The following is a 19,053-nucleotide window of genomic DNA, read 5'->3' as shown; positions in this document are numbered from 1 at the left end:
CATCACTTTTGATTAGTAATCTTGTCGTTTTTCTTTAGAATAATGCGTACCAGCTGGATGCGTTTTTTGGTTGCTTTTTCAATAACAAATTCGTAGCCGTTGTACTCGATTTTATCTTTGACTTTAGGCACAGAACCGAACTGTCCGAGCAAAAAGCCGGCCAGGGTGTCCACGCCTTCTTCGGTTGGCAAATCCAGGTCCAGTTCTTCGTTAATTTCATCGATCAGGCTACCGGCGTTAACCAGAAAGGTGGTTTCATTTATTTTTTTGATTTGCGGCGTCTCTTTGTCATACTCATCCTGAATTTCGCCCACAATCTCTTCGATCACATCTTCCAGGGTTACCAGTCCGGCCGTTCCCCCATATTCATCGACCACAATGGCCATGTGGATTTTTTCCGTCTGAAATTCCCTTAACAGTTCGTTAATACGCTTGGTCTCAGGAACGTAATAAGCCGGCCGCACGATTTTCTCCAGTTTAAATTCCGAAGCGTTTCTTTTGCGGATAAAAGGCAGTAAGTCTTTAACATAAAGAATGCCGACAATATTATCGATGATATCGTCATATACGGGAATACGGCTGTGCATGTGTTCCTTAAATGTTTTGAGAACTTCGTTTAGCGAGGCGTGTTTTTCCAGGCAAACCATGTCGGTGCGGGGAACCATGATTTCGCGCGCCACGGTGCCGCTCATTTCAAAGATGCCGTGGATCATTTCTTTTTCTTCTTTCAGCAAGGCGCCGCGTTCCTCGCCCACATCGACCAGGGTGCGCAACTCTTTTTCACTCAAATTAAACTTATCTTTTTCTGCCCCAAAGGAAGAAGAGATTTGCTGCGTCAGAAGATCCAGCACATAAGAAACCGGATAAAAGAGATAGTAGAAAAATGTCAACGGTAATACAAAATTTTTACTGAGGGTTTTGGCGTTTTTAATGGCCAATATTTTTGGCAACAATTCACAAAAGAAGAGAATAATAAAGGTTACCACCACGACGTTTATCAATAATGCGCCTATTTCGTTTAAGTCATAGCGGATGATCAATTTACTGGTAATTAAGGTAGCAATAGAAGCGATGGCTACATTAACCAGCGTACTGCCAATAAGGATTGAGATTAAAAGGCGTCTGGGTTCTCTTAATAAAACCGCCACTTGTTTGGTAAGCGCATGTTTACTGCGGGCATATTTTTCCACCGTAGATTTTGGCAGGGAAAAGAGCGCGGTTTCGGCCGCCGAAAAAAAAGCAGCGAACGCCAATAATATGACAAAGATCATTAAATAGAGAAATGATGCAGGATCCAAATCTGGAATTAACCTCCCCGTTACTTGAACTTATAAACTATACCAATTAATGCATTTAATATAATAAAAAACATTTAAATTTAAAATAGCGTTTTTCTCAAAAAATTAATGGCCCCACCAATCATTCTGGCAAACTTTCTTTAAATATTTGCACCAGCCGATCTTCCTGCTCTTTCATTAATTTTTGATCTTCTGCTCTCAGGTCGTCGTATCCTTTTAAATGCAAAATACCGTGAATAATCAAACGCAAAACTTCTTCTGCAAACGATACCTGATACTCCCGGGCCTGTTCCTGGGCTCTGTCGGCGCTGATGTAAATTTCGCCTTCCAGGTCATCCCCATCGCTCAAATCGAAGGTCATAACATCCGTTTTTTGCGGATCGTTTAAATATTCCAGGTGCATGGCCTGCAAGGTGTTATCGTCAACGAACACGACGTTTAATGATTTCGTATTTAAGTCAACTTCCTTCAAAATATGTTCGGTCAGTTTTTCCCAGTTTTGCGCCTTTCCGGGCAGTTCTGTCGGGAAATTATGAATCTGAATTTCCATTTTTAACCGTCGCTTTTTCCTGTTTTTGTTTGTTGTTTTTAGCGGCCGCTTTTTTTTCTTTTTGTTCCGGATATTCCACGCGATGTTGAAAAACGCCATAGAGCACCGGCAAAAAGGCGTTAATGATCTTTTTTAAATCTTTAAAGGTTAAATCGGAATCGTCTAACTCCCCTTCTTTAAATCGCCTGTCCACCAGTTCTTCGACAAAGGCTCGCAATTTACTGGGCGTCGGATTGCTCAGTGTTCTGGTGGCCGCTTCCACCGCATCGGCCAGCATTACAATGGCCGTTTCTTTGGAACGGGGCCTGGGGCCGGGATAGCGGTAATCGCTCTCATTTACTTCATCTTCGCCGTACATCTCCTTCGCCTTATTGTAAAAAAAGCTCATCAGATTGGTTCCGTGGTGTTCCGGAATAAAATCGCGAATCCGTTTTGGGATGCCGTACTTTTTAGCCAGCTCAATGCCGTTTTTTACATGGGAAGCCAGGATTAAAGCGCTCATATTGGGATTCAACTGATCGTGTCGATTTTCGGCGTTCATCTGATTTTCCACAAAATATTGCGGTTTTTCCATTTTACCGATATCGTGATAGTAACTGCCCACCCTGGCCAACAGGGGATTGGCTCCGATGGCTTTGGCCGCCGCCTCGGCCAGATTGCCAACAACCATACTATGGTGAAAAGTGCCCGGCGCCTCTAACGAAAGTTTTTTGAGCAGAGGATGATTCAGATCGCTGAGCTCAAGCAGCGTAATGTCCGTGGTAATATCAAACGCCTTCTCGAAAACGCCCAAAATCATAAAAGTAAAAAACGCAGAAAAAACCGCATTGGGCAAAAGATAATAGCCAAAACTTTGCAGAGTTTCTGTAAACGGCAAATAGCGATAAAGCGAGATGGCCAGGATCATCCAGAAATATGCGCCGGAGATAAAGACAATGGCTTTAAAAATTTGATTTCGATTGCGAATACGATAGACGCTGTAAATGGCCACCATTCCGCTGACAACGCTGAACAACACAATATCAAAACCGCCTCCCTGCAAACCGCCCAGCACAAGAGCAATGATCACCGTTCCCACAAATCCCAGACCGGTATCGATTAAAATGGCCAGCAGCATGGAACCCATCGTGGTGGGAATTAAATAATTGTTCCAGTTTAAAGACTGGGTAATTAAAGCGGCAAGCACAAAATTGAGCATCAAAATAATGGTAATCATCAACAGCATTTTGTTATTTTCGAAAATCCGCCGTCGGAAGGAGTAGAGATAAAGCGCAAAAATGGCCAGAATGGCTGCCATTAGCATATAACGGCCAACAGAAAACCATAATCTTTCCCAGCGTCCCTCTCGCTGACTGCGTTCGGCAATGGCCATTTCCAGCGAGTACAACTTTTGATAGGTTGCCGGATCGATTCGAATATTTTTATCCACAATCAATTCGTTCTCGTAAACCATATCTTTGGTGCGCGAAATATTGGCCAGGGCTTCTTCTTTTGCCTTTTCGGTAAATTCCCGCTCAAATATCAGGTTTGGCTTAAGGCTGCGCACAAAAAGATATTCCAAAACCAGCGTATGGTTGACCGAAAAGTGTTTCAGAAACTCATTTTCCAGGGTTTTTTGAAAGTTTGCAAAATCGATTCGTCTTTCAAAATCCAGCGGCTCTTCCACTCCGTTTTTAATAACCACCACCCGCGGCCGGGTGAAGGTGGTCGTTTCTTTGTTCAAAATCCCCTGAACCATAAGTTTTTCGGCGATATTCAATACCTTTTTAATGGCCCTGACATTTTCTTCTACCTTTAAAATATCAAACGCCACGGCCAGATTGGAGGGAGAAATTTTGACGTCAAACACCAGGTTCAGTTCTTCGCTCAAATTTTTCAGATATTCTTCTTTATTGTCCATCTTTTCATATTGAGGGATGGCATTAACCAGAAATGGCAGAAGATTGCGCAGCAGCCTTTTATTCTGAAGGGTAAGCGAATCGTCGTACACAAAATAATAGGGGACGCCCTTTAATACCGAATCCTGCTCAGCCTTTAACTCCTTTTCGGTCTTAAGGACAAAAAAGTCGAAGGGCGCCACAATTTTACGATTGGAAATGCTCCCCACCTTCATATCGCTGAATTTAAGGGGACGCTGGGGATTAAACATCAACGGCACCAATATTAAAATTACCAGCGCCAGCAACAACTTAATCAGAATATCGTAAAGTGAGCGTTGCCCGATTTTAATCTCTTTTATTTTTTCGAAAAATTTTGTTTCGTTTTCCATTGTTTACTCAAATTTTAGAAATATCGTCTTTCCACTGCCGATAAATCACCAGACGTTGAATTTCGGAAGTTCCTTCGCCAATTTCAAGCAATTTTGCATCGCGCCAGAAACGCTCGACCTCAAATTCGCGAATGTAGCCATATCCACCATGGATTTGAATGGCCTGATTGGCAATTTCGGTAGCGGCTTCGGATGCGAACAATTTGGCCATTCCCGCTTCTTTTTTGTAGGGTTTTCCGTTCTGCTTGAGCCAGGCGGCATGGTAGATCATATTTTCAGCGGCGTAAATTTTTGTAGCCATATCCGCCAGCTTAAATTGAATGGCCTGAAAATCGCCGATGGCTCGTCCGAAGGCTTTACGTTCCTGAGCGTAGATCATAGATCGCTTAAACGCTTCTTTGGCGATGCCCAACGATTGGGCGGCAATACCCACACGACCGCCATCCAGGGTTTCAAGAAACTGTGGATAGCCTTTGTTTAATTTGCCCAGTAAATTTTCTGCCGGTATTTTACACTCGTTAAAATGTAAAACGCTGGTGGGCGAACCACGCATTCCACATTTTTTCTCTTTTTTGCCGATCTCAAATCCCGGCGTTCCGCGTTCAACGATAAAATTGGAAATACCATGCGCGCCTTTTTCTTTATCGGTAACTGCGGCCACAATGAAAATATCCGCCACCTCCGCATTGGTAATCCAGGCTTTTGAGCCATTCAAAATAAAATAATCGCCGTCTTTAGCGGCAGTGGTTTGAATGTGCGCCGCATCGCTGCCCGCATTGGGTTCGCTTAAACAAAAAGAGCCGATCTTTTCTCCTGCGGCCAGCGGTTTTAAATATTTTTCCTTTTGCGCCTCTGTGCCGTAGGTAGCGATAGGATTGGCGGCCAGAGAAACATGAGCCGAATACGAAAGCGCTGTGGAAGCGCAAACGCGCGCCAGCTCTTCCAGAATAATAATGTAAGAGATGTAGTCCATGCCGGCGCCGCCATATTTTTCTTCAAAGATTAATCCCATTAAATTTAGTTCAGCCATCTTCTTAAACGTTTCATGCGGAAAAGTCTCGTTTTCATCAATTTCTATGGCTTTTGGGGCTACTTCTTTGCGGGCAAAATCCTGGATCATTTTGCGCACCATCTGGTGTTCTTCGCTAAATTGAATCATTTTGTGCTACTCCTTAATAATTAATCATGCTTTTCCAAAACGCTCAATGGCCTTCTGGCTGCCAAAAATGAGCAGTTCGTCTTTAAGCTGTAAACGAGTATCGGCATTGGGCTGGAAATAATAAGTGTGCGGATGCCCGTTTTTTATTTCTTTGCGTTTAACCATTAATACTTCCACATCAAACCGATTGCGAATGGCCGCTTCGCGAAAGGTTTTGCCCACCAGCTCCATGGGCACTTCAACCTCTTCAAAATAGTGCTGGCCCACCACATGCACCCGTTTTTGGCGCGAAATCGCCCGAATGCTGCGTTCGCTCTCTCCGGCCATATCTCGTAAAAAGATCTGCTGGTTGTAAGCGTCGATCACCTCGCGCTGGCTGATGGTGCCCATAATTTGTTCGTTACCGTTGACCGACACCACCGGAAGCTCTTCTAAGCCGACGCGGCCAAAAAGTTTCATCACTTTGTCCAGCGTTTCATCGCAGCGCACAACGGGAATGTCGGGATTGGCAATATCTCCGGCGATTAATAGGTGTTTTAAGGTATCCAGTTCCACCATGGTTTGCCGGATTTCTTGCATGGAAATATAGCCGATCAATTTTTCTGCGTCATCCACCACGTAAATTTGATTGTGACTGGAATTGGCGATAACCGGAATCAGTTTTTCGAACGGCGTTCTGACCGACACCAGATCGATGGTCGGATTGACAACGTCTTCCACCTTTAAGGATTTCAACACATTAATTTCACGTCCGCCAAAGATATTGATTCCCCGGCGCACCAGCTTCAAAGTGTAAATCGATTCATTTTGCAAGCGCATGGCCAATAAGGTGGCAATGATCGTGGTAATCATTAAGGGCAAAATGATCTTGTAATCGTTGGTCATTTCAAAAATGATTAAAATGGCGGCAATGGGGCCGTGTGTGGCCGCGCCAACGACTCCGCCCATGGCCACCAGGGCATAAGCTCCCGGTTCCGAAGTCCATACCGGAAAGAACATATTAACCATATGCCCAAAAAAAACGCCCAACATGGCGCCCATGAATAACGAGGGGGCAAAGATACCGCCCGAGCCGCCAGAACCCAGACTGATTGACGTGGCCAGTATTTTAATGAAGACCAGCGCGCCGGCAATCTGCCATAACATCTTCCCTTCCAGCGCCAGGTCCATGGTGTCGTAGCCAACGCCGTAAATGTAAGGGAACAAAAGGCCGATCGTACCGATAATAACACCGCCGATGGCGCCTTTAACGTATTCCGGCATTTTCAGATTGTCAAAAAGGTCTTCCGAATAATAGAGCGTCTTGATAAAAAGCACCGCCGTTAATCCGGCCAGAAAGCCAAGCACCACGTAATTAATCAATTCCAGAGGAGAAACCAGATGATACTCCGGTACATCGAAGGCCGGGTAATTTCCCAGGTAATGCCGTGAAACGATGGTAGCCGCTACAGAAGCGATTACAATGGGGCTGAATTGCGGAACGGCAAAATCCCCTAGAATAATTTCTACAGCAAATAGCGCACCGGCAACCGGCGCATTAAAGGCAGCAGCAATACCGGATGCGGCGCCGCAGGCCACAAACACGCGCATTCTTTTCGGATTAACCTTAAAAAATTGCCCCACTGTGGAACCGACGGCGGACCCGATTTGAATGACCGGTCCTTCACGACCTACAGAGCCGCCAGAAGCAATGTAAAGCGCCGACGAAAATAACTTGGCAATAACCACCCGTGGTCGAATGATGCCATTGCGCAAGGCGATGGCTTCCATCACCTCCGGCACGCCATGGCCCTTTGCCTCGCGCGAATAATACTGGATAATAAAACCAACGATCACACCGCCCAGGGCCGGAATGATGACCCGCCAGTACCAGTCAATGGCCGCTATGGTTTGCAGATTAAATGTTCCTCCCCAGAAAAGATGCTGAAACCAGCGAATGGTCAACTGAATTAGAACCGCGCCATAACCACCTAGCAGGCCGATAATTACCGCGACAATCAGAACAAAACTGTGCTCGGTTAATTTAAGTCGATTAAAATAGACCAGAAATTGTTTGTATATTCTGCGCAGAAATTTGGGATACTTGATGGTTTTTATTTCCGTGCCCATTAGACTGTTTTATTTGATGGTATCTTCGTGAACAGACTTAATACGGTTTTGCTCATCCACTAAAACGACTTTTACCCTGTGCTTTTCAATTTCTTCTTCGGGCACATTGGCATACGTAATGATGATCACCAGATCGCCCACATGACCTTTACGCGCGGCGCCGCCATTAAGGCCAATTTCGCCGCTGCCAGGTTTGCCTTTGATAGCATAAGTTGTAAAGCGATCGCCCGTTGTTATATTAACCACATCCACCTTTTCGTAGGGTAAAATATCCGCCGCGGCCATTAAATCAGGGTCAATGCTCAAACTGCCCTCGTAATTGAGGTCGGCATCTGTTACGGTAGCCCGATGTATTTTTGATTTAAAAAATATGCGTTCCATTTTCTATTAACTTTATTTATTTGATTTTACTTAGAAAAGCAAATTTAACGAATTAAGATTGATTGTGCAATATTTGTTTTTGATAAGCTTACAATTGTTGTTGAACGGTTCGTCCATTAAAACGAAATGCGCGTTCTGCTGCTTAAGCGCCAACTTTTTTCCGGCAAACAACCAATGGCCAATCGATCATAAAGAGAAAAATTCCACTTTAAGCGGCACGGAAATAATATTGTCAGATTCTCGCTCTCCGTCCGGGCTAGATAAATCAAAACCGATTGCCATGGGCAAACAAACCAAAAATGCCGCCGGTGTGCAGAAAAACAATCTTTTCGCCGGGCAATTTTCCTTCCTTTAATAACATTTCCAGCCCCATCCAGGCCTTAACCGTGTACACCGGATCGAGCAAAAAACCGTATTTTTGGGCTACCTCTTTAATTTTGGAAATTTCACGTTCCGTCACCTGGCCGTATCCCGTACCCACAAAGCCATCCACAATATGAATGTCATCTTCATAAATGGTCATCTGCGGCGCAAACTGTAACTTAAAATCCAGCGCCAGATGCAAAAGCTTTTGCCGGAAAAAATCGGCCGTGTCACACACATTAATCGAAACGATCTGGCAGGGATGTTTTTTCAGCCATCTGGCGAACAACAAACCAGCGTGTGTTCCAATACTGCCGGTGGGCGCCACAATGGCATCCGCCTCTGGCAGTTGCTGCGTGATTTCGTCGAAGGCTTTCACATAGCCCCAGGCGCCCAGGGCGTTGGAACCGCCTTCCGGAATAACATAGGTTTTTTCTGAATAACGACCGGCTAACTCGCTCATGTACTCATCCACATGCTGATAAGCTGTTTCAGAAATAAAGTGAATATCGGCTCCGATGATCCGGTTCAACAAAAAGTTGCCGGTAATAAAATTTTCAGGTTCTTCGCCTTTTAACACGAGGGTGGTTTTTAAACCAAGTTTAGTTGCCATGTAGGCGGTTGCCCGGCAATGGTTGGATTGTACGCCGCCGCAGGTTATCACACGTTTTGCCCCTTTTGTCAGGGCTTCTTGCAATAAAAAGTCTAATTTTCTTACCTTATTACCCGATAATTCAATACCGGTAAAATCATCGCGTTTAACATAAAGCTGATAACCAAAAGGATGATCTTTTAATTTTACCAGAGGAGTATTCAATTGCGTAAAATGAAGATGTTTGGGATATTTCATATTTTATTCTTTACTTTTATTTTCTAAATTATTAAGATATTGGTGAGTTCGCTCTGAGAACGCTCTCTCCTTCCGGGACAGTCGAAGAACAAAAAAACAACGCCGCCCTTTGAGGCTGCGTTAATCCACATGATAAAAACTTTTTTTAGAGTGAACTCAGATGAGAATATAAATATTTTAAAAATATTACACAACATTAAGGGCCTGGCCGAATGCATTGGAAAATACCCGCGCTTTTAAATAATGGTAAGGATGTCTCGGAGATTTTTGCTGTAAAAATCGTTCTTGATTCCCACATAAAGGCCGAAACGTTCCGTTCTTTTTTACTGCAACTCAAATCGCTGGGTATTAAATCGATTATTTTGGCCGCTCCCCTGCTCACTCTGGAAAAACTCTTAAAAGCCGAACTGACCTTAATAAGCCTGTTTAAAGATTTTAAGATTTCTGTCTTATTTTTACCGGATTTTGTTCGTTTTTTTGCGTCTGATCCCGTGAAAAACCGCAAATATCTCCTTAAATCGTTGTTTTGTAATGTACACTATTTTAAACGCCACCAGATTTTGGGTTTTCCTGTTTTTCATTTCTGGGGCGAAAAGCCGGAAATTTATTCGCTCAAAACGCCTTCGGACCTTTCCAGAATTTGCATTCCCATGGCAGAAGATGTGGATTCTATCTTTCTGATTAAACACGCAGAGAACGGCAATATTGACACGCAAATAGAGGAAATAACCGCTTATTTTGACCGGCAAACGGGAACCATAAAAGATTATGACGCCCCGCCCGACAGCGCCGCCATCATTGTTCTGAGGGCTTACTTTTTTTCGTCTAATTCTGAAAACCGTTTTTATCTGAATTATTTTGACTCGTCGGCGCTGGCTGCTTTGCAAAAGCAATACAAACAAAGCCTCGACCGGCTTCCCCTGCGCATCGAAAGTATATTTTATGCTCTGGATCAAATGTTCGAGGTAACGCAACAGATTAACAAGGCTTCGTATTCGCCCTCTCTGGAAAATGTTTTGAACGGGATGAAAAAGACCATTGCCTATTACTACTATTTGAATGCCGGCCACTCTGTGGACAATTTTTTTCTTAAAATCGTTTTTAAAAGATTTTTCAATTCTGTTTTGCGTTCACGGCTGGAAGTTATTGCGCCCAGAGTAAATTACTTAGTCCGTGTCAGTTCTTCGCTGGTTGACATTTTACCGCTTGATAACCAATTTCTCCTGTCAATTGATTTCAACCGTTTTCAAATAAACACGCCCTATTTCTGGCAAAGCTTTGGCGCCATCAAACAAATGGCTGCAGAAGGCTTTGCCAATAATCAGACCGAAATCTCGGCATTGTTTTCTTCCCTATCGGAGCCGGCATTATCTGCAGTGGAACACAAAATCTATTTCGATCTTTTAGCTCAGGCCGGCGCGACCCGGTTCTGGTTAAATGTTGAAAAAATCGGCGCGCACTTTCAGCTCGATCCGGATTTTCTCCAGCTGCAAATCGAATACCTGAACCAACTGATCAATTTTTTAAATAAGGGGATGCCAACCGCTAAAATTTTAATGCTGATGCCCTCGCTGGATCAGGATAATGCCCTATATTTCAAAAGCATTGAACTTCTTTCCAGTAGCGCCATCCAATTTGAATTAATCAGTTTCGATCAGTTCAGCTCGGCGACGCTTTGTAAGATTGAAGGCAAACACCTTCTTTTCAATCAAAAGGCCTTTGATTTGATCATCCTGCCGGCCATTCGCACCATTCCCTATCGCGTTCTAAAAAAATTGTTCCACTATTTTAAACAGGGAGGTCACATCGCCGCCTTTAGCGCGCTGCCCGGCCGGGTGGAATTAAAAGAAAAGCAAAAAAAATTCAAAAAATTAAAAGCGCGGCTCTGGCTGGCCGATGAGGGCTCGAACAGTGTTTCGTTTATTCAGGATGATTCCGGCGGCAAAAGCTATTTTATTCCTCATCTTAAAGAATTAAATACCTTTTTAACCTTTTACCTTCAACAGGATATTATTTCTGTTGAGGGACAGAATATTCTTATCAAAGTGAAAGAAACGCAAAATTTTTACTTTATCTTTTTAACCAATATCTTGAAAGACCAAACCAATCGCTTTGTACTTAAATCTCAACTGGTAAGGCAACCTTATGAGTGGAATTTTAAATCCAGAGAGCAAACGCCGGTTTACTATTGGAACACCTTTGAGAACGTCATGGAAATTCCATTGAAGTTTGCTCCATGGGAAAGCAGACTGCTTTTGATTCCCAAAGAAGCGCCCACAGACAACCTATGGCATCTTTCATTTTGCAGCAGCCAGGACTTTTTAATCGACGCGCCGGATGAGGAGACCTTTATTCTCGCTTTGGCTCAGGAACAATTGGGCCCCGTGGATGTGCTTTTTGAAAATGATCACGACCAGATTGCCACCAGCCTGATGATCACAGAGCAGCACCTGCCCCTGATTTTACCAGAAGATCACTGGGTTTTAGAAATAGATGCGCAAAAAAAGGTGATTCATCTACAGGACCTTGAATTGGCGGTCGATCCGCAGACGTCGACGATCAGCTTGCGGAATACGTTTATGCTTAAACAGTTCCGACCGGATTTTGAATATCTTCTGGACCTGGGCGCTGTGCTGCACATGTGTCATGTGCGTATTAATTCAAAAGCGGTCGGCATGCGCTGGTATCCGCCCTTTCATTTTAAGCTCTCCAAATTTTTAAAGAACGGTGAAAATGAGATCGAGCTCATCTTAAGTCGTCCACGCATTGCCGGCGCTCATGTTTTAACGCCCACCACAGGTTATACGTTAAAAGGGCCTTTACGCATCCGTCTTTACAAAAAATTTGTCATAAAAACCAATGTTTAATCGGGGCAGCCTTCTTTAATCCACTGCAAAATGCCGTTTAGCTGATTCTGATTCAGGGGTTCTCTGGGAATGGGAGGCATTAAATCTTCCTGCTCCCGTGGATAGCCCACGGCAAGGATTAAATACAAAGGAGCGATGTCGGGATTTTTTTGATGAATGTTTAGATCAATCAACTTTTCACCGGTACTGCTCAGGGTAAAATTAAGCAGAAGCGATTTGGTGACCAGGATAGAATAGGTTAACTGTTTGCGGCTGGTCGGTTCGTCCGAAGGGGAATGACAGCCGGATTCAAAACCGCATGTACGGTCGAATAAGGGCTGAACATGTTCGTAGAAACTGACACCGGTTTCCGGAAATACAATCTCTTTCTCGCCGTTCGTACTATTTTTATCGCAAAACACAATGACCAGCGAAAAAAGCGTTAAAACAATCAGCGTTCGAAAAAAATTAAAAATATTGCGAAACTTTGACGATAGTAAATTAATCATAATTTAACCCGGGCAATTGATGGTACTTAAATTTACCGTGGCCAAAATTTACACATGTTGGGATAAGAAAGGAAATTTTTTTATCCGTTGGAATAAATTTGATAGTTTTGGAATTAATTTTTATTATTTTAAATGAATCGTTTAACTGATCTATCTGCAGGAAAACATGAATACTAATCAAAACAAAAAAATTCTGATTATCGAAGATCATAAGGATATGCTTCTTATCCTGACGCGCTTTCTGGAAGAAGATGACTTTCAGGTTTTAGGCAGTGAAAATGCCGAAAAAGGGCTGGAATTAATGGAACAAGAAAAACCCGATCTTATTTTGCTTGATCTGATGCTGCCCGGCATGTCCGGTCTGGAGGCCTTAAAGATCATCAAAAACTCCAATAGTTCGGAAGACTACACGCCGGTCATTATTATTTCGGCCAAAAGCGGTACTGAAGATATTATCACCGGCCTTGACCTGGGCGCCGACGATTACCTGACCAAACCTTTTAACCTGGATGAATTAAAAGCTCGAATCGACACGGCCTTACGCATTAAAAATTTAAACGAAAATTTGAGAAATAAAACCAGAGAATTAGAACAGGCCAATGAACAAATTAACCAGCTCTACCAGCAGCTTCTGGAAAAAAATCAGGAATTGCGACGAAATGTTTTCAATCTAAATTCTCTTTTTGAAATTTCCATTGAATTAAACTCCATTCTGGAATTTGATCGTCTGGTGAATTCCGTTTTACTTACCCTGGTCGGTCAGTTTTCGTGTAAAAATGCGATTTTTCTTTTAACCTCCAAGGTAAAACCGGATTTACTGGAACCCATTAATTCCAAAGGATTCCATCGAAAGGAGCTAATGGGCCTGGTATTCCACCGTACCGATCCGCTTATCGAAATGCTAAACAAAAAACCCATGCCCAAATCTATAGAGGCCCTCAATCTGGAATTAAAGAGTAAATCATCCGCCCTTGAACAGTTAAAAAATCTGGGGCTGGAATTCATCACCCCCATTATGGTGAAAAACAAAATCGTGGGGCTCATTGCTCTGGGGCAACGTTTGTCCAAACGCCCGCTGGATCGTTCAGAATGGGAGCATCTGGGTATTTTAAGCAATATCATCTCCATTTCCATTGCCAATGCTCTGCTCTATGATGAAATCAAGCAGCTTTCTTACACCGACGGCATGACCGGCCTGCACAATTTTCGTTATTTTAAACTGCGTTTAAACGAGGAAGTCATCCGCCATAATCGTATGAAAACCGAACTTTCTCTTTTAATTTTAGACGTTGATAATTTTAAAAACTACAACGATACTCTGGGGCATCCGGCCGGCGACGAGGTGCTTAAGAAGTTTGCCGTCATTTTGCGCCAGAGCGCTCGTGAAAACGATATTGTAGCGCGCTACGGCGGAGAAGAATTTGCCATCATTTTGCCAGGCACCTCCAAAAAGGGCGCCACCGTGGTGGCAGAGCGTATTAGAGAGACCATCGAAAACACGTATTTCGATCACGAAGAGATTCAGCCCATGGGTAAAGTCACGGTCAGCATCGGCGTGGCAACCATTCCAGAAGACGCAAACTCTGCAGAAGAATTAACCAAAAAGGCGGACGCGGCCCTGTACTACGCCAAAAGACACGGACGCAACCAGGTTAAAGCCTATGACTCCTGGGTGGAAAGGGAAATTTTGCAATGAAAATAGGAATCACTTGCTACCCAACCTATGGCGGCAGCGGTGTGGTGGCCACGGAACTGGGTATTTATCTGGCGCGGGACGGTCATGAAGTCCATTTTATTTCTTACGCCATTCCTTACCGCCTGAACCGTTTTCATAAAAATTTGTACTTTCACGAAGTAGAAGTGGTGGATTATCCTGTTTTTCAATATCCGCCCTACTCGCTGGCGCTGGCCTCTAAAATTGTGGAAGTGGCCGAAAATGTTCAGCTCGATATTATTCATGCCCACTACGTCATTCCCCATGCCACCAGCGCCTGCCTTGCGCGCGATATTCTTGAAGACGGCTCTCTAAAGGTGATTACAACGCTGCATGGAACGGATATTACGCTCGTCGGGCAGCACCCTTCTTTTAAACGGACTGTTCAACACTCCATCAATAAAAGCGACGGCGTTACCTCGGTTAGCGAATATCTGGCCATGGAAACCAGACAGGCCTTTACTATTACAAAGGATATTCACGTTATTCCCAATTTTATCCCTACTAATTTTTTAGAATTGCAAGACAAACCGATATCCATCAAAAAACACACACCAGACGAACCGTTCATCATCTGTCACATTTCTAATTTTCGTCCGCTTAAAAGAGTAAAAGATATCGTTTTGATTGTTGAGCAGCTGGTTCGCCGTTTTCCCGTTCTGGTTTACATGGTGGGAGACGGTCCCGAACGTTCTCTGGTAGAATACATGGTTCATGAAAAGAATCTAAAACAATATTTTACCTTTCTGGGCAAGCAGGACCGGGTTAGCGATATTTTATTAAACTCCGATCTATTTCTTTTACCCAGCGAAAGCGAAAGTTTTGGGCTGGCCGCTCTGGAAGCCATGGCCTGCGGCGTGCCCTGTGTAACCTCCGATGCTGGCGGACTTCCGGAAGTAAACATCGACGGTAAAACGGGTTTTATTGTGCCGGTCGGTCAAATCGAGCAATATGTTCGACAGATTCAGATGCTGCGCTTCGATCCGGAATTGCGTGAACAATTTGCCATTAATGCCAAAAAAATTGCTTTCGAAAATTTTCATCCTGATAATATTACGCCCCTTTACTTAAATTTCTACGAACAGGTTCTTAATCGGGAATAGGTCGTTTAATGTCGGAACTGATCAAAAGCAGAGCATTGGTGCTACAGTCCATTCGCTGGCATGAAACGAGTAAAATCGTCACGCTGTACACAAAAGAATTAGGGCTGATCAAAGCCATCGCGCGTGGTGTTTACCGCAAAAACAGCGTTCTGGCCGGCCGACTGGAGACCTTGAACCTGGTTCAGGTTGTAATTGCTCAAAAGGAAACGCGCGATCTGCAAATTATTACCTCGGCCGATTTGCTGGATCCTTTTTCGGAGCTGAAGGCTGATCTTAAGCGTCTGCCCTACGCTCTGGCCATTCTGGAAATGATTCAAAAAGTTCTGCAAGCCGGGCAAAAGGACGAAATCTTTTTCGATTTTCTTGAACAAATGATCCGCTCCGTCTCGCTTGCCAGACAACCGCTCATTGTGTTCTGGTATTTTTTGCTTAAGTTCTCTTCATATCTTGGGTTTAAACCTGATTTTAGCGCCTGCTTTTTCTGCCATAAAAAGAACTTTAAACAGGGGGCGTTTTTTTTGCTTAAAAAAGGCGGTCTGGTATGCATGGCCTGCGCCGACTCATCGTTTCAGAATCTGAGATTAAATGAAAACGACATCAGCTTTTTACAAAGGCTTCAGCAATATCCTTACAGAAGAATCCACGAATTGACCACCGACTTCGGTTTTAGCGTGGATTTCACGGCCATGCTCTTGCAATATTTGAATATCCATGTGGGACACCGGCTAAAACTGGAATCTTTAAATTTAATCGCCTGAATTGACAGAACAACTCCTGTGTTTTAGCCGGGCGCTCAAATTTTTTTTAGAGTTTTTAACGCAAATCCCTTATATTTGGCACTTAATTTGACACAAATAAAAAAAATTTTACAAGGAGGCTCTGTGGCTGCTAAAAATGCAAATAAAGTAATGGATAAACTGGTTTCACTGGCAAAACGCCGCGGATTTATTTTCCAGAGCAGCGAAATTTACGGCGGTATTAATTCCTGCTATGACTACGGTCCTCTGGGCGTGGAAATGAAAAAAAACATCAAAGAGTTGTGGTGGAAATCGATGGTTTACGAACGAGATGACATCGAAGGACTGGACGCCAGCATCTTAATGCATCCCAAAGTGTGGGAAGCATCGGGCCATGTGGCCGGTTTTTCCGATCCGCTGGTTGACTGCAAGGTTTGTAAAACGCGTTTTCGGGCCGATCAGGTCGATCTGGAAAAGCCCTGCCCGGTGTGCGGCAACCGCGACTCTTTTACCGAAATCCGCCAGTTCAATTTGATGTTCAAAACGTTTATGGGGCCGGTGGAAGATTCGGCTAATGTGGTTTTTTTGCGCCCGGAAACGGCCCAGGGTATTTACGTCAATTTTCATAATGTGCGCGAAGCCGCCCGCAAAAAACTGCCCTTTGGCATTGCGCAGATCGGCAAGGCGTTCCGTAATGAAATCACGCCCGGAAACTTCATCTTCCGCACCCGTGAATTTGAACAAATGGAAATGCAGTATTTCGTAAAACCTGGCGAAGACGAAAAATGGTTCGAATACTGGAAAGAGCAACGTATGAAATGGTACCAGCGGCTGGGATTAAAGCAGGAAAAATTACGCTTCCATCAGCACGCGCCCGATGAACTGGCGCACTACGCCAAGGCCGCCTTTGACATTGAGTACGAATTCCCCTTCGGCTGGAACGAAATCGAAGGCATTCATAACCGTACCGATTTCGATTTAAGCCGCCATCAGGAATTTTCGGGCAAAGACCTGCGCTATTTTGACGACCAGACCAAAGAGCGGTTTATTCCTTACATCATTGAAACCTCCGTGGGCTGTGACCGCACTCTGCTGACCTGCCTGGTGGACGCTTACACCGAAGAAGAAGAGCGCGTGGTATTGAAGCTGGCGCCGGCCATCGCCCCCATTAAAGCGGCGGTGCTGCCCCTGGTTAAACGCGACGGCATGCCCGAAATCGCCAAGCAAATTGTAGATGACCTACGCGGCGATTATCGTATTTTTTATGACGACGCCGGCTCCATCGGGCGACGCTACCGAAGAATGGATGAAGCCGGAACGCCCTTCTGTGTGACGGTCGATTCTCAAACTCTGGAAGACCAGACCGTTACGGTTCGCGAACGCGATTCCATGCAGCAGGAACGCGTACATATCAAAGAAGTTAAAACCTACCTCGACGAGAGATTAAAAGCTTAAAGCCGGAGCGATCTCCGGCTTTTTATTTCTAAAGTTTTAATATCAAATCGTCGATTTAAACTTTATTAAAGTAAAGTTTATCGACAATTTTCCATTTGTTGGATGGATAGTTCTATGGTTTAATCAAATGCCAAGGTAAGGAGTAGAATTTGGCTGCTTCTAAGATACCATTGAATATTCTGCTGATTGACGACGAATTTATGGTGCTTGAATTGGCCTCAGAAATTTTAACTTATTTGGGGCATAAAGTACTTGTCGCTAACTCTGGATCGGACGGCTTGAAAATCTTCCTGGACAAAAAAGATGAGATCGATTTAATCATTGTCGATTTACTCATGCCAGACATGAATGGCAAAGAATTTTATGAAAAAATCCGCGCCGTTGACTCTGATGTGCCCATTATTATTTCTTCGGGGATTTCCGAGACTAAAGAGAAGAAAGCCCTTAAAGAATTGGATATTTTTGACGTTCTGGAAAAACCTTACACCGTGCCGCAGCTGGAAGAATTGATAAACAGAGTAAGTAAGCTGATGAAGTAAGCCTTCTTCACCAGCTTACGCCTGTAGAGTTACTTGTAAAAATTTAAAATCGTATCCAGTACATAGTTTTTCTGGTCGTCAGTTAATTCAGGATAAATGGGAATGGCCAGGGTCTCGTCCGCCGCTTTTTCTGCAAGAGGGAAATCGCCTTTTCCGTAGCCTAAATATTTAAAACATTCCTGATTATTAAAGGTTACCGGATAATAAATTTCACAACCGATCTGATGCTCTTTTAAGTACTGTACTAATTCATCCCTTTTTTGCGCGCGCAGAATATACTGATTAAAGATGTGCCGGTAGCCCTCTTTGCGCACAGGCGGGGTTACATATTTTTGCAAGGCTCGTTGTTCGATTCCCTGGTCGTAAAAATCCGCATTTTTCTGCCGTCCTGCGGTCCATTCATCCAGATGTTTTAGCTTAACGTTAAGCACGGCAGCCTGCAGGGCATCCAGGCGAAAATTTCCGCCGATCATTTTGTGGTAGTATTTGGGGTGCGCGCCGTGATTACGCAAATACTTCAACTTTTCGTACAATTTTTCATCATTGGTGGTCACCAATCCGCCGTCGCCAAAGCCGCCCAGGTTTTTACTGGGGAAAAAGGAAAAGCAGCCGATGTGCCCGATCGAGCCGGCGCGCCGGCCGTCAACGTATTCGCTGCCGATGGCCTGCGCCGCGTCTTCGATAACGTAAAGATTGTGCTTGCGGGCGATTTCCATGATCGGATCCATGTCCGCCATTTGCCCGTACAGATGAACGGGAATGATGGCCCTGGTCTTTTCGGTGATTTTATCTTCAATTTTTGCCGGATCGATGTTGAAGGTTTGGGGATCAATATCAACAAAAACTGGTTTAGCGTGCAGACGGGCAATGGAACCGGCCGTGGCAAAAAAGGAATAGGTGGTGGTAATAACCTCGTCGCCAGGCTGAATGTCAATGGCCATTAAAGCGATTAACAGGGCGTCCGTACCGGAAGAAACGCCGAGCGCATAGTTAGCCTGGCAATAATTGGCAACGGCTTCTTCGAATTCGGCAACCTTTGGCCCCAGAATAAAATATTGCGATTCGATAACCTCCTGCACCACCGGATCAATTTCGTGCTTAATCGTTCGATACTGTGCCTTTAAATCTAATAATGGTACCTGCATAATATGTCCTTTTAATTTTGTTTGAA

At 44.1% G+C, this 19,053-nt stretch carries 15 protein-coding genes; 6 read left to right on the top strand and 9 right to left on the bottom strand.

Annotation, left to right across the window (positions count from 1 at the left end):
• Positions 1–2 precede the first annotated feature (2 nt).
• The 7 genes from Cabys_RS07770 to Cabys_RS07740 all read right to left on the bottom strand — a co-directional run bounded on the left by Cabys_RS07770 (position 3) and on the right by Cabys_RS07740 (position 8,979).
• A complete protein-coding gene (locus Cabys_RS07770; RefSeq protein ID WP_006929760.1) occupies positions 3–1,298 on the bottom strand; it encodes a hemolysin family protein in 1,296 nt (431 codons plus the stop codon).
• A gap of 121 nt (positions 1,299–1,419) precedes the next feature.
• Positions 1,420–1,848, bottom strand: a complete 429-nt coding sequence (gene ybeY, locus Cabys_RS07765; RefSeq protein ID WP_006929759.1) for an rRNA maturation RNase YbeY — start codon at positions 1,846–1,848, stop codon at positions 1,420–1,422.
• On the bottom strand, positions 1,829–4,117 hold the full coding sequence (locus Cabys_RS07760) for an HD family phosphohydrolase (RefSeq protein WP_006929758.1): 2,289 nt from the start codon (positions 4,115–4,117) through the stop codon (positions 1,829–1,831). Before Cabys_RS07760 ends, ybeY begins: the two co-directional genes overlap by 20 nt.
• 7 nt (positions 4,118–4,124) lie before the next feature.
• Positions 4,125–5,276 (bottom strand): acyl-CoA dehydrogenase, encoded by a 1,152-nt coding sequence (locus Cabys_RS07755; RefSeq protein ID WP_006929757.1) that lies wholly within the window; start codon positions 5,274–5,276, stop codon positions 4,125–4,127.
• A gap of 24 nt (positions 5,277–5,300) precedes the next feature.
• A complete protein-coding gene (locus Cabys_RS07750; RefSeq protein WP_006929756.1) occupies positions 5,301–7,385 on the bottom strand; it encodes a chloride channel protein in 2,085 nt (694 codons plus the stop codon).
• Between the two features lie 9 nt (positions 7,386–7,394).
• A complete protein-coding gene (gene panD, locus Cabys_RS07745) occupies positions 7,395–7,766 on the bottom strand; it encodes an aspartate 1-decarboxylase (RefSeq protein ID WP_006929755.1) in 372 nt (123 codons plus the stop codon).
• Between the two features lie 265 nt (positions 7,767–8,031).
• Positions 8,032–8,979 carry a 1-aminocyclopropane-1-carboxylate deaminase/D-cysteine desulfhydrase gene (locus tag Cabys_RS07740; RefSeq protein WP_006929754.1) on the bottom strand — a complete coding sequence of 316 codons (948 nt, stop codon included), beginning with the start codon at positions 8,977–8,979 and terminating at the stop codon, positions 8,032–8,034.
• Positions 8,980–9,191: 212 nt separating this feature from the next.
• On the opposite strand from Cabys_RS07740, the gene Cabys_RS07735 reads away from it, so the two are divergent.
• The gene (locus Cabys_RS07735) at positions 9,192–11,846 is read left to right on the top strand and encodes a hypothetical protein (RefSeq protein WP_006929753.1); all 2,655 of its coding nucleotides are present in this window, start codon (positions 9,192–9,194) and stop codon (positions 11,844–11,846) included.
• On the opposite strand, the gene Cabys_RS07730 is transcribed toward Cabys_RS07735, so the two are convergent.
• Positions 11,843–12,334 (bottom strand): hypothetical protein, encoded by a 492-nt coding sequence (locus tag Cabys_RS07730; RefSeq protein ID WP_006929752.1) that lies wholly within the window; start codon positions 12,332–12,334, stop codon positions 11,843–11,845. The two genes, Cabys_RS07735 and Cabys_RS07730, sit on opposite strands and share 4 nt — an antisense overlap.
• A 166-nt stretch (positions 12,335–12,500) precedes the next feature.
• On the opposite strand from Cabys_RS07730, the gene Cabys_RS20630 reads away from it, so the two are divergent.
• The 5 genes from Cabys_RS20630 (at position 12,501) to Cabys_RS07700 (ending at position 17,882) form a co-directional block, all read left to right on the top strand.
• A complete protein-coding gene (locus Cabys_RS20630; protein WP_006929751.1) occupies positions 12,501–14,030 on the top strand; it encodes a diguanylate cyclase in 1,530 nt (509 codons plus the stop codon).
• Entirely contained in the window at positions 14,027–15,151 is a 1,125-nt protein-coding gene (bshA, locus tag Cabys_RS07715; RefSeq protein ID WP_006929750.1) for an N-acetyl-alpha-D-glucosaminyl L-malate synthase BshA, read from the top strand. The genes Cabys_RS20630 and bshA overlap by 4 nt, the downstream gene beginning before the upstream one ends.
• A gap of 8 nt (positions 15,152–15,159) precedes the next feature.
• Entirely contained in the window at positions 15,160–15,909 is a 750-nt protein-coding gene (gene recO / locus Cabys_RS07710) for a DNA repair protein RecO (protein ID WP_006929749.1), read from the top strand.
• A gap of 150 nt (positions 15,910–16,059) precedes the next feature.
• Positions 16,060–17,343 carry a glycine--tRNA ligase gene (locus tag Cabys_RS07705; RefSeq protein WP_044281257.1) on the top strand — a complete coding sequence of 428 codons (1,284 nt, stop codon included), beginning with the start codon at positions 16,060–16,062 and terminating at the stop codon, positions 17,341–17,343.
• A gap of 149 nt (positions 17,344–17,492) precedes the next feature.
• The gene (locus Cabys_RS07700; RefSeq protein ID WP_006929747.1) at positions 17,493–17,882 is read left to right on the top strand and encodes a response regulator; all 390 of its coding nucleotides are present in this window, start codon (positions 17,493–17,495) and stop codon (positions 17,880–17,882) included.
• Between the two features lie 29 nt (positions 17,883–17,911).
• Here Cabys_RS07700 and Cabys_RS07695 read toward each other — a convergent pair whose 3' ends face one another.
• Entirely contained in the window at positions 17,912–19,027 is a 1,116-nt protein-coding gene (locus tag Cabys_RS07695) for a DegT/DnrJ/EryC1/StrS family aminotransferase (protein ID WP_006929746.1), read from the bottom strand.
• Positions 19,028–19,053 lie beyond the last annotated feature (26 nt).

It is taken from the genome of Caldithrix abyssi DSM 13497, assembly GCF_001886815.1.
Classification (GTDB): domain Bacteria; phylum Calditrichota; class Calditrichia; order Calditrichales; family Calditrichaceae; genus Caldithrix; species Caldithrix abyssi.
The sequence above is the reverse complement of the archived record's forward strand: the minus strand, read 5'-3'. Positions and strand labels throughout refer to the sequence as shown.